The 12,885-nt window shown below is 45.6% G+C and carries 9 protein-coding genes and 1 pseudogene; 3 read left to right on the forward strand and 7 right to left on the reverse strand.

What is annotated here, in order from left to right; genetic code table 11:
- The first annotated feature begins 107 nt into the window (after window positions 1–107).
- Both HQK80_03085 and HQK80_03090 read left to right on the forward strand, forming a co-directional pair.
- Window positions 108–1,667 (forward strand): NAD(P)H-hydrate dehydratase, encoded by a 1,560-nt coding sequence (locus HQK80_03085; GenBank protein MBF0221206.1) that lies wholly within the window; start codon window positions 108–110, stop codon window positions 1,665–1,667.
- Window positions 1,668–1,757: 90 nt separating this feature from the next.
- Window positions 1,758–2,213: a CBS domain-containing protein gene (locus HQK80_03090; GenBank protein MBF0221207.1), complete on the forward strand. Its 456-nt coding sequence runs from the start codon at window positions 1,758–1,760 to the stop codon at window positions 2,211–2,213.
- Window positions 2,214–2,311: 98 nt separating this feature from the next.
- Here HQK80_03090 and HQK80_03095 read toward each other — a convergent pair.
- A pseudogene (locus HQK80_03095) lies at window positions 2,312–2,656 on the reverse strand (aminotransferase class IV).
- Window positions 2,657–2,662: 6 nt separating this feature from the next.
- Entirely contained in the window at window positions 2,663–4,213 is a 1,551-nt protein-coding gene (gene pabB, locus HQK80_03100; GenBank protein MBF0221208.1) for an aminodeoxychorismate synthase component I, read from the reverse strand.
- A 205-nt stretch (window positions 4,214–4,418) separates the two neighbouring features.
- On the opposite strand from pabB, the gene HQK80_03105 reads away from it, so the two are divergent.
- Window positions 4,419–5,099, forward strand: coding sequence for a CBS domain-containing protein (locus HQK80_03105; protein MBF0221209.1), 681 nt, complete (start codon window positions 4,419–4,421; stop codon window positions 5,097–5,099).
- Between the two features lie 72 nt (window positions 5,100–5,171).
- Here the strand turns inward: HQK80_03105 and HQK80_03110 are convergent, their stop codons facing one another.
- The 5 genes from HQK80_03110 to HQK80_03130 form a co-directional block, all read right to left on the reverse strand.
- A complete protein-coding gene (locus HQK80_03110) occupies window positions 5,172–7,193 on the reverse strand; it encodes a penicillin-binding protein 1A (protein MBF0221210.1) in 2,022 nt (673 codons plus the stop codon).
- A gap of 117 nt (window positions 7,194–7,310) precedes the next feature.
- On the reverse strand, window positions 7,311–7,721 hold the full coding sequence (locus HQK80_03115) for a cytochrome c3 family protein (protein ID MBF0221211.1): 411 nt from the start codon (window positions 7,719–7,721) through the stop codon (window positions 7,311–7,313).
- 138 nt (window positions 7,722–7,859) lie between these two features.
- On the reverse strand, window positions 7,860–11,657 hold the full coding sequence (locus tag HQK80_03120) for a hypothetical protein (protein ID MBF0221212.1): 3,798 nt from the start codon (window positions 11,655–11,657) through the stop codon (window positions 7,860–7,862).
- A 252-nt stretch (window positions 11,658–11,909) separates the two neighbouring features.
- Window positions 11,910–12,323, reverse strand: coding sequence for a hypothetical protein (locus HQK80_03125; protein ID MBF0221213.1), 414 nt, complete (start codon window positions 12,321–12,323; stop codon window positions 11,910–11,912).
- Entirely contained in the window at window positions 12,320–12,874 is a 555-nt protein-coding gene (locus tag HQK80_03130; protein MBF0221214.1) for a methyl-accepting chemotaxis protein, read from the reverse strand. The genes HQK80_03125 and HQK80_03130 overlap by 4 nt, the downstream gene beginning before the upstream one ends.
- Window positions 12,875–12,885: the final 11 nt, after the last annotated feature.

Genomic DNA, 12,885 nt, shown 5'->3' on the forward strand with positions numbered 1-12,885 from the left:
ATCTTGCTAATCAAATTATATCTCTTTTCACTTGCTGTTCGAACGAATCCGGTTGATCCTGGTACTTTTCCTGAGATCAGATCCTAAATTCAGAGGACTTAACGATAATGAAACTTGCAGAAGCTTCAGTTATGCAGGGCCTTGACAGGCGCACAATGGAGTTGGGGGTGCCAGGTGTCGTTTTGATGGAAAATGCCGGCAAGGGTACAGTCGATCTCCTAACCGAACATTTTGGGGATTTGGCGGGGCAAACTGTTGCCATTGTAGCCGGCCCTGGCAATAATGGTGGTGACGGGTTTGTGATAGCCCGTCATCTTTTGCAATTAAGGGCAAAGCCTGCTGTTTACTGTCTGGTTGACCCTGCGAAAATAAAGGGCGATGCTCGAATCAATCATGATAGTGTCTTAAACCTTAAGATTTCGGTTTACTACATTACCAAGGAGAGTGGACTGACCGTGTGCCGGGCTGCGCTGGTTCACTCTACTATTATAATGGATGCACTCTTTGGCACAGGTTTAAAGCGAAGGGTTGAGGGGCTGTTTGCCATGGTGATTGAATGCCTGAATCAGGCTGGGCGTCCAATAGTGTCCGTCGATATTCCATCAGGACTTGACAGTGACACCGGAGAGCCTCTTGGGGCCTGTGTCTATGCGACATTAACTGCAACATATGGTCTTGCCAAGCCTGGTCATGTTACCTATCCAGGGGTCGAGTATACCGGGATTCTCAAAGTGGTTGATATTGGGATTCCCCCTCAGGTTGTTAATGAGGCTGCAATAAAAATCGATCTTTTGCAGAAAAAGGAGATGGTCGGCCTGATACCAAACCGCTCGTTGACAAGTCATAAGGGTAGTTTTGGACACGTGATGCTGCTGGCTGGATCACAGGGTAAAACTGGAGCCGCAATACTTGCTGCCCGGGCTGCATTGCGATCTGGTGTCGGATTGGTCAGTCTTGGGGTACCACAGAAATTAAATGATATATTCGAAAAAAGTCTGATTGAGGCGATGACAATACCATTGGCCTCGGAGTATTTTATTGGCATTGACGATATGCATGCTATTAAAAGTGCTTTGCATGGTATGGATTCTTTGGTAGTTGGGCCAGGAATTGGAACTGATCCTGAGACATCAGCACTTGTTGCAAAACTCTATGCTGATGTCGATTTGCCCATGGTTATTGATGCTGATGCTATAACTGCTTTGGCCCGGGAAGAGGTGGCCTTAAGTCATCATGCGCCGCGTATTTTTACACCGCATCCTGGAGAAATGGCACGATTGACGGGGAAAACCGTCAAGGAGATTCAAGGAAACAGACGTCTCATATCAAGTGATTTCGCGGTCCAAAACGGTGTTGTTGTGGTACTTAAAGGAGCGGCAACTGTGATCGCCGCCCCAGATGGCAGGGTGGCTATAAACCCAACAGGGAATGCAGCGATGGCGGTCGGAGGGATGGGTGATGTGCTTTCCGGTTTGATAGGGGCCTTGATTGCTCAGGGGCTAAATGCCTGGGATGCATCTTGTCTGGGCGTTTATGTGCACGGTCTTGCGGCTGACCAGATAGTTGCAGCCCATGATTTGCCATTTGGGATATTGGCTTCAGAAGTTGCTGACGAAATTCCTTTGGCATTTAGGGAAATTATTAAAGGAACGAAACTGATTAGGTAAGTAAACGGTAGAGGTGTTCGGGCTGTTAGAAAATGCCCAATAGCCCTACCTCTGAAGATTTTTTAGCCCCAACAAAACAAAGGAGAACAAATGCTCACTGCTAAAGATATAATGACAACTAAGGTAATTACAGCCCCTAGCGAACTTTCAGTTGAAAACCTGGCCCTACTGCTTTGGGAAAATAAAATAGGCGGGGCACCAGTGCTGGATTCGGATGGCAACTTGATAGGTGTAGTAACCGAGAGTGATTTGATTGATCAGGCTAAAAATCTTCATATCCCGACGGTGGTATCTATTCTTGACTCATTTGTCTTCCTGGAAAGCACTGAAAAGATGGACAAAGAGATTGAAAAAATGACCGGCAGGGTGGTCGGAGATATTTGTGCAAAAGAGTTGGTGACTGTTACTGAAGATACTACTTTTAACGAGATAGCTACTATCATGTCGGAGAAAAAGATACACACCTTACCAGTAACTGCTAACGGTAAAATGGTCGGAGTGATAGGTAAAAGCGACTTGATTCGGGCTATCAGCCAGGGGGAGTGATATAATTGAATAGTTACCTTTCGGTGGTTTCCGCTATTTTGGGGCACCACCTGAATAGTTACATTGAAAGCTTTATTTCAGCCACGGACCTACAGCTGTCAGCTGAGTTGGACCTGGGTTACGCCACGAACTGAGTTTGCTATGAAAATTGCGTCAGCACTCCGGAGATCTTCTTCCAATAGAGTTTTTTCGTGGATTTGATGCGGAAATTTTTCGAGCAGCGTTTCTCGCATGACACCAGGGAGAAGGCCACAGGCGATGGGGGGTGTGAAATAGGAGTTTTGCTTTGCAATAAAAAGTGTGCTGATACTTCCTTCAGTAAGCTCGCCACGTTCATTTTTGCAGAGTACCTCAAAAAATCCTTTCTCTAGAGCGTTGTGCCGTTCTGCGGTGTAGCACTGTCGATTTGTGGTCTTGTGATATTGAAAAACAGACTGTGAATCAACCGGTCAGGTACTGATACGTATCTTGGGCAGCTTTTTTTTGTCTGTGGCAGGTTGATCTTGGAATTTCAGCCTATCTGGGGGGGCGCAAGGGTTACTGCTGATTTCTAGTGTGCCATCGCGGTGCAGGAGTAGCCGGACTTTAGCGGGATTTTTATTATTGATGTTTTTGGTTGCCTTGTGGGCGGACAGGGTTTTTGTGATACGTTGCCCGTCAAAGGGGAAATCAAAGTACTCCGCTGACTTTTTTAGTCGGCTGAGATGTCTGTCTAAAAGGTAAAAGCCCGCCGCCTCTGTCCACAGAACTGTTTCAATGAGTTGAAAGTCCGGGCAGGGTGAGGTGAGGAATTTTGCCTTTAAGAGGCATTCTCGCCACTCATCTTCGTTGTTTGAATCGTGCACAATTCCAGAACCTATGCCCATTTCAGACTGACCCTGATTAAGAACGAGCGTTCGGATGGGGACGTTAAATGTTACGCTCTCTGGGCCGATAAAGCCGATTCCTCCAGTATAGATGCCCCGAGGCAATTTTTCGAGCTCATGGATAATTTCCATTGTCCGTATTTTAGGGGCGCCGGTAACAGAACCACAGGGGAAAAAAGCTTTAAAAATTTGAGTCAGGTTGATCTCTGGTTTTAACCTGCCGGTTACTGTGGAGGTCATCTGGTGCAAGGTTGCGTAAGTTTCCACATCAAACATAGATGACATGCTCACGCTGCCTTTTTCACTTAAACGGCCAAGGTCATTACGCAACAGGTCGACGATCATGATATTTTCGCTGCGATTTTTTATGTCGTTTTGCAGGGTGTGGATATTTTTTTGATCCTCAGCCCAGGTCAATCCTCTGGCGATCGTGCCTTTCATTGGTCTCACCAGACAAGTATCAGCAGTTTTGGTGAAAAAAAGTTCAGGTGAAAAGGAGAGGGTTGTCCGGCCAGCCAGTTTAAGGAAAGCTCCATAACTGACAGGTTGATTGAAGCGTAGCATTTTGTACAGTGCTGTAGGGCTGCCGGCAAAGTCAAAAAGCAGCTTCATGGTGTAGTTGACCTGATAGGTATCGCCAGCCTCGATATACTCTTTAATAACGTCAAGGTTCTTGAGGTATTCTTCCATGCTCATGCTGGGGCGCACATTGTTAATGGAAAATGAGCCTGGGGTGTCAGGGCAAGGAAGTGTATGCTTAAAAGGTTTTGAGAAGGAGGCGTTGCGGTGGTCGAATATGATTGGTTCTTTAAAGACACCAAGCTTTAACAAGGGTCGATTGTCAAGGTCGCCTAGGTGTTTTTGTAAAACTGGTTCCAAGGCGTAGCCAAACTCATAGGAAACCCAGCCAGCCAGGTATAAGCCTTGGTCAATGCAGTTTTGGACCTGTTTGAAGAACTCTTCCAGGGGCTGATCTTTATGAAAAGAGAGTATTTCGACGGGGTCGTAAAAAATGTAGGAACAAAAGTTCTCGTCATTTGTTTTACTCGTTTCTAAGAAAATACAATCGCTCTTGGAGTCAACAAAGGAAAGGATCTGATGGAGAGTTTGCTCGTTCAGGGCAGGGGGTTTCATGATGTGATCTTCATACCGTTACCCTTGACGAAATGCAATATTTTTCTAAGGAGTGCAATCCAGCCTTGCCAGAAATAGGTCAATATTCTAAAATAGGTGAGGAACAACGGTGAGACTGTTACTGATGGTGTATCTAATAACCTGACAGGGTATCATGCAAATTTACGGCACAGCCGGGTAGGGAACATACAATAGGGAGAAATCGATGCTAATTAAGGATTGGATGGCAAAAGAAGTACTGACCGTAGATGAGAATACATCACTTATGCGTGCAACACGAGTAATGAAGGAGAATAATATTCGAAAAATTCCTGTAGTTTCCCATGGCAAACTGCTGGGGATTATCACAGATAGGGACGTTAAAGATGCCTCACCTTCGAAGACAACTTCATTGGATATTCACGAACTGTATTATCTTTTATCAGAAATGAAGGTAAAGGATGTGATGACGAAGGATCCGATTACCATGACTGGAACCGATTCTTTAGAGAAAGCAGCGTTAATTATGCTGGAAAATAAGATTTCCGGTATCCCTGTTTTAGATGAGTCTGGCCGTATGCAGGGCTTGTTGAGTGAAACAGACGTTATGCTTGGCTTTATTCATGCGACAGGCATTAAAGACGGGGCTATTCAGTACGTGTTTGATCTGAGTGATTCGCCTGGATCTGTAACCGAAGTTGTGCAGGTGATACGTGACAATAATGCACGTGTTATCAGTATTCTGACCTCCTATGAAGATGCTGGCGAAGGGAAGAAGCAGGTGGCTATCCGCGTCACTCTTTCTCCATCAACAAGCCATGAAGCGCTAACAGAGGTTTTGTCAAAGAGGTTTAAGGTAGTCTTTCATGCCAAGGACGATCTGGAAAACCTTCCTCGAAAAAAATAAAAAAGTAAGGGAGAAGGGTGCAGGCTCCTTCTCCCTTAACGTGTCTATCCTACGTTCTACTCCCCGTTGCAGTTATTCTTGAGATCTTTCACTCCAGCGTTTCATGTTTCCTTTTGCAAAGGCCTCCCACAGCGAATCGTCGGTGTTTAGGTATTCAAAGTCGCCGGATTCCTTATTTATTGGGATAAAGGTTATGCTGTTCGGAATTTTGAAGTCGTGGCTTTGGTACGTTTTAATTGCCTCTGCCATGAACTTCCGCCAAATGGGCGCAGCGGCACGGCCGCCGGTTTCGTTGGGGCCTAAAGAGATATGCTGGTCATGGCCAACCCAGACGCCGGTGGCAATTGACGGGTTATAACCGATGAACCAGGCGTCCATATTCCGATCTGTGGTTCCCGTTTTTCCGGCAGAAAAAGGGATGCCTCTGGCATTTTTACCGGTTCCTTCTTCGATAGCAGATTTAAGTAAGTAAGTGGTTTGGAAAGCTGATTCTTCCGTCATCACTTGAGTATGATGAGCTGTGTTTTCCTCAAGTACTGTGCCGTTACGATCAATTATTTTTTTGATAAATAGAGGTGGTGAATACCTGCCGTTATTGGCAAAAACTGTATAGGCACTGGTCAGCTCAAGGAGTGAGAGTTCCGATGAGCCGAGCGCTAAGGAAAGATTGGGCTTTAAAGGGGAGTCTATCCCCATGGCCTTTGCCATGGTGACGGTTTCACTGACACCAATTTCCCGGAGAAGCTTAATTGCTGGGATATTGCGTGAATGCACCAGGGCATTACGAAGAGTAGTTGGCCCATAAAACGAACCGCTGAAATTTCGTGGTTCCCATGTTTGATTATTAGTGGTGAACGTAATGGGTTCATCGATGATGATTGAGTTTGGCAGAAAGCCTTTGTTGAATGCTGTGGCATACACTAAGGGCTTGAATGCTGAACCCGGTTGGCGCTTGGCTTGAGTTGCACGGTCAAACTGGCTGTTGGCAAAATTTACGCCGCCTACAAGTGCCAGTACATGACCAGTCTGCACATCAATGCAAACAAGCGATGCCTCCGGAGAACCTGTTTTGTTGTCAGGGTGTCTTGCACCCCAGAGGGTGACACCCTGTCTTACTTGGGATGTTGCCGCTCTTTGCAGTTGCAGGTCAACGGTGGTGAAAATTTTCAAGCCACCTTGCTGCAGTTTTTTATAACCATATTTAGTTGTTAAATAATTTTTAACATACTGGACAAAGTAACTCGCCTCTTCTGGCAGCCCCCCCTGGGGGGCAAGAAGCAGAGCCTCTTTATAGGCTCTGCGTGCAGCAGTCGGACTGATGTAGCCGTCCTCGGCCATTCGGTTAAGTACGTAAGCCTGGCGGCGTTTAGCCTTATTGTAATGCTTGAAGGGTGAGTATCTGCTTGGTGCCTGAGGGAGCCCGGCGAGAACGGCAATTTCAGCGAGATCAAGCTGATTGACATCTTTGCCGAAATAGGTTTTTGCTGCGGCGCCAATTCCATAAGCACCTTCACCTAAATAAATCTGATTCATATAGATATGAAGAATTTCATTTTTAGATAATTTTTTATCTATACGATAGGCAAGAATTGCTTCTTTGACCTTGCGGATATATGTTTTTTCAGGGCTAAGCAGTAGAGATCTCGCAACTTGCTGGGTTATTGTGCTGCCGCCCTGTCCACGACTTCCGGATGTTATATTTCTGATCAGCGCGCGCAAAATCGACCAACCGTCTACGCCAGGATGTTCAAAAAAACGTGCGTCTTCTGCTGCCACAAAGGCTTTAGCAACTAATTTGGGAACCTGTTTAAGATCCACCAGCTGGCGATTTTCGGAGTATGAGCGGCCGATAAGTATGTCTGCATTGGAATAAATGAGTGTTGTAGCCGGGGGTTGGTAGCTGGCAATTGATTTGATGCTGGGAATGTTGAGACTGATTAAAGCATAGAGGATGATACTGATAAGTAAAGTTAGTAGTGAACAGACTGATAAAAAAAAGAAAATAAGATGGATGTGTGACCAGCGCCACAATGGTTTGTTATCCCGCGCTTTAAGGGGTTTGCTTTTTGGTAATGATTTTTTTTGAAAAAGCATAGTTGCTGTAAAAAAAAAGGCTGCTCATGGTGAGCAGCCTTTCGGTACTATTGTTTAGATTCCTGCGCTACGTGCAAGAATTTAACACGTTCGTAGGAGGGGGGCGAAATGATACTGCTATTCTAATCCTTTAATATGACACCCAGTACATTTAGTTGGGGCCGCCTTGCCATCTTTCTCGGCGACTTTATGGCACTCTTTACATAAAACATGAGCTGCTTTTTTAAAGTCGTTTAATTTTTCATTAGCCATATCGCTATTGTGGCAAGTTGCGCATTTTTTCTCTTCACCGGCAACGTATGGTCCTTTTTTTCCTGTAGCGTCTGATGTGTGGTGGCAGGTTTCACACTTGTTGGCCTCTTGGTGTGTTGTGTGATTAAATGCCGAAGGCTTTTTACCACTGGCTGTTTTTAGAACCATCTCACCAGGGCCTTTGTGACTGTCAGCGGCAACAGTATTGGCAGTTACCATGGCAAAACAAAGAGTGATTGCAGCAGCAACAGCAAGAGTCATCAGATTTTTAAACATTGTTCTCTCTCCTTCGTAATTTAGTGGTGTCGTTTTTGGCGACGATTGAATGGTTATTAATTAACTAAAGTTAGATTTTTATTCCTTCAAAATGCTTTTGTCAAGAGTAAGATCTGTCATAGCTAAAGATAATTTTTCCTAAGGGCATAATATGTCTGGAGTATTGTCCGGGTCTCCCTGGTAAAGATCCATCGCTCCAAAATATACAATGCCATGACCGTGACAGGTTAGGCACGAGCTAAACCCACTGTTGATATCATGTGCGCCTGATGACGTAGCTGTCAGCCACTTTGAGTGGCATTTGCTGCAGAAGCCAGTCCAGCCGTTAAATGTAGCAGAGTCTAAGCTTCCATCATCGTTTTTCTTGAAATTAGGCTTGTCAATAATGACCTCCCCACTGGTTCCAAATTGGCAGTCTGGTGATGGAAGAGCAGCGTCAGTGCAAGAAAGTTGGTCGCCCACGCCGTGGATATTTCCATCATCGACATACCCACTGCCATCGATAAAATCTCTGATCATGTATGGATTGCCAAATGTATTGTTAGCTGAGTATGACCCATGATATTCATGGCAATCTAAACAATCTAACTCATATGTGGGTATTTGCGGGTTTTGCTCGTAACCTGCCCATCGGCGTTTTGTTCCTTGGCCATGGGCAGACAGACTCCAAGGAGACCTGTCCCCAATTGGGGTCCATGGCTGGTTGGAGTAGCCATCACACTGTTCAAGGCCTTTTAGGAGTGAAACCCCGTTTTCAAGTGGAGAAGATCCGCAATCGCCATCATCGTAGTTGAAAGTGCTGCAGGTCAGATCAAGACCATAAAACCCGGCGTCACAATAGGTATCTCCACGCCATGCGGTAATAGTTGATGATAGATCACAGGTGTCGCTGCAGTCCCAGACTTCAACGGTAAGAGGGTTCGAATCAGTATCGCAAGGAGACCCTGGGGTATTGAGGGGAGTTGTTGGGTTGAAGAGAGGTCCGTTAACGCCAGTTGGGAATTTCGGGTCGCCAGGACTCATGCCACCATCGTGACATTTCAGACAGAATGGATTGGTTTTGCCATCCGGGCCAGGGCTCCAAGGATTACTTCTATTGTCAGGATCCACAAGTTTGTTAGCTTTTGAGGCTGAATGGACACCATGGCAGTTAGTACACTCTATTTTTGTGCCGCCAGTAGCGTCTTGGTCAGCCTTACTTAATGGGTGATGACTTAACACAGCTCTGCCGGTACCGAAGGATACTCCTAGGATGGTGTTCTGATAATCGCCGGAAGCATTTCGAGATCCTTTGAAAGCTGTAGCCGCATCCGGTGGTGCGTTGCCATTGCCAAACGGATCAAATGGGTACGGGGAGCTGTTCATGCCGTCAGCGTCGTGGCAACTCATACAGAAATCTGAGATATCTTCATACTTTTGAGCCTCAATGTTTTTTATGTTGTCGACGTTGTCACCAATATAGACTATTGAGGTGTTTTCCAATTCACCTTGCAGATTTATCTGTACTTCTTTATCTCCGCCCCAGAGTCGTATCTTGCCATCCACCCTGTGGTATATCTGGTAATGACATACTCTGCAGTCATCGGAGTCCAAATCTCCTCCGAAATGGGCATGGGCACTCCCGGCAGTCTCTGTGGTTTGAGGGAACTCAATATCAATTTGTCGCCGAAATGTCCCTGGCGCACTGGCAATCTCTTGAGGTTGGTTATGACAGTCAAGGCATTCGCCCACACTAAAAGCTGTATCTACATGACCTCCGGTGTGATTATGGCAATTTGTACATACCTGCCCAGCGTCATGTGCAATGTTGCCGGAGCTGCTGGTGTAGTATTGGGTGTTTAAGTGGCAGACATTGCAGATTCCGTTAAAGGGCGCTGTTGATTTTGCATAGTCAGCACCCGTGCTGTTATCCGAGAACTCTACAAGCTGTGACTGTAAAGTAGGCACTCCGGTAATTTTGTCAGAACGCAGCGAAACGTTGTCATGAATCATAAATATGTTGGAATCACCATGGGGATCATGACAATCCCAACAAAATTTTCCACCTAAACCTTCGTTGTAACCGTGGTAACTATCAACTTTCAAGATACTGGTTATAGCGGGCATAGTGGGGTAAGGCGGGTTGTAACCGGAAGAAGTGCTCTTGTGGCAGGCCCAGCAGACACCGTTCATGCCATTGGTGGAATCGTCAATATTAACCAGTCGGTAGGGTGTTACCGCTGAACCATGTGCAATGGTAGTATCATGGCAGTAATAACAGGTGAGTCCTGCTCCGTTGAAACCTGATCCGACATATGTTGTGTTGCTAGGACGACCATGCCCACTAGAGAACCACTGAGACATATTGATTTGTGCAACCGCATTGGGATCAATTACACCTTCAATATCAATATCGTTTGCCGGATTCTGGTGGCAATTGAGGCAGGTGAACTCTTGGCCCCAATCAGCACCGTTACCAAGATGACATGATATGTTGGAGCATGATCCTTCTGAGTATGTCAATGAAACCCCAGGGGCGGCAACTACATCATAAAAATTGTTAGTATGTGTTCCTTCACCTAGTAGTGAGAGACCATCCTCTGTGGTTGAGTAGTGGCAATTTTCACAAGTGATTCCGTCGTTGGCGTGTGCGATATGGCTATTGGCTTTAGGGGTGCCGGTGTAAGACGGCGGCAGTCCGTGGCAGCCAGCACATGTGAAGCTGTACCCGGGCGTTAGCCAACCAGTTTTGTAATCTAACGTGTTTGGTGGGTTGTTGCCGTTGATTGGGTCAAGGTCGGTGCCGTCATGGTGGCAGTTACTGCAAACAGTCGTTGTGGCAAGATCAAGAATAATATCCCCGGACGCATTGCTCATGTTGGCAAGATCGTGACATTTAGAGCAGACTATTTCGATGTTAAGATGCGCTTCGTGTTTAGAGATCGTAAAGATGCTGTCGTTATCAAAGTCTGACGCATCATTGTGACAGCCAGCACAGCTGGAACCACCGTCAGCACCGTGGCCAAAGGCAAAATCATGGGCATGGCAGGTTGTGCATTGTAACGTCGCCGCATTGGAGACTCCTTGAACATCAAGATGAGGGTGCGGCGGGTCATCATTGAACTGAAAGTGTAAGGTCTGGCTATGACAGACCTGGCAGATGCCATCTTTCTCATCCCTTACAAAACCGCCTTTGCCATCAAAAAACTTGACATCTGTCAAATTAAAGTTGCCGTCTCGGTTTTGATCGACAGGTATCTCTTTTCTAATATACTGGCCATAAATCAGGCCAAAATTTTCCCCATCGAAATCAGCAGAGCTGATAACACCATTTACTGTGATGAAACCACTTTCAGATCCTGGGGTGTCTTCGGTTGCAGAGGTTATTTTGTAGGTGTTTTCAATCTGAGCATTGCTGACAGCGACTAAAAGCCCCCGGTTCGCGGATGTTTTTTTAGTCCAGTTTTCCGGCAGTCCCCAGGCCGGTTTAGTCGTTCCAGCGGTAAGGGTGTAGTTAAAGGTGCTAGTACCGTCAAGGTTGTCGATAATCGTCCCGATGGTTCCTTGGGTCAGGTAGAGTTCGGTGTCTTGTACAGACGCATCTCCCAGCCAGTCTTGGAGTTGGAGTTGGAAATGGGGGTTGTGGCAATCAAGGCAGGAGCGTGTCCAGTCACCATAAGCGGTATTGTGCATGCCTGGCAACATAGCACCACTTGAATGTGTAACGGCAAAAGGTGCTGAACCGTTGCCATCGTGACAGGAGTTACAGAGCGTTTCAATGATGACGGTGTCGCGGTTTGCAACATAGTCTGTCGGTGAAAACTCCCACCACAATGAGTAGGCGTGGCAGCTGCTGCATGAGACCCCATTGTCAGCAGTATGAGGTGCGTCAATAACAGCAGCAGAGGCTAATGAAATATGTGCAAGTGCAAAAAGTGTAAAGAGAATTGTTTTCATAAGTCCATTTCCCCATATTAAATCTGATTTTCATTTTATATCGTGCAGAGAAGCTGAGAGAAGCTGAGTTTTCTGTCAAAATAAGCACGATATATGCCAGCAAACAATGATACTGTAAGGATCAACTTGCGGTTATGTGACAAAGTGAGCTGCAAAACAGCATCATTTGTGAAGTGCCTAATCTGGTTAGCAGTATCCTGCAATGTTTCTTGTTGGAGAATTGGGTAATATCTTTTTTTTGTGAAAAATAAACTAAAGCTTCTTATGGCATGTGTAGCACAATGTCGGCCCTTTGGAACGGCGTAAAAGAGACTCAGTGTTGTATTCTGAGTCCCAAAATTCGGCGTGGTAGGAGTGGCAGGTTATGCAGGATAACCGACCTTTTTCATCAAGCGGCATATCAATGGGTATACTCATGGTTGGTTGAACATCAATTGGGTGAGAAAAACCTTCATCAGACGAATCAGTGCTGCAAGGGAATTGTTCGTGGCATTTGCGGCAAATGGCGCCAACCGTTTCGGTATACGAAAGCTTATTACGGTCAAATGGAAGTGTGACATGGCAATCAAGGCATTTTGTCTTGCTGGTGTCGTCATGCACTGCCATGACAGGAGATGACCATATGAAACTGAGTGTCAGTACAGTTACGATTAGATTTCGTTTCATCGTTTGAAAGATCCTATTGATTTTTCCAGGTCGTCGATTGCCTGTTTAAGCTCATTCTCATGGGTATTGCTGTTTTCAGCAACAGAGATGATGGTGTCGGTTTTTTTGCTGATATCTTTAAATCGTTTGTTGAGTTCAAGTGACATGGTTGTTAATTCCTGCGCAAACTCTTTAAACTCATCTTTTTCACGTAGTGAGACCTCAAATTTCAAATCACCACTTTCCATACGATGTATGTCACTGGTTAATTTTTTTAAAGGACCATGGATTTTGATGAAGAGACTTCGGGCAGTGATGACAAAGACAATCAGCACGAAAATAATAACAAATAGATTCGTGTAAAACATCTCATTCCACAGCAGGCCGCCAGGAGAAATATTGGGCAAGCGCATTGAGTATAAAACAGAATCAATTTTTTTGTAGGAAAGGATGTTAAATGTCGTAAGTGCGGCTATCCCGCCAAGCAGTGAAATGATAACAAAGCGGAAGATGAAATTACTTTGGGCGCTGTTTTTTAAGTAATACGTTTTTCTTTGATAAGTTCTGGGCATTGCCGATTTTC

The organism is Desulfobulbaceae bacterium (genome assembly GCA_015231515.1).
GTDB lineage: Bacteria > Desulfobacterota > Desulfobulbia > Desulfobulbales > VMSU01 > JADGBM01.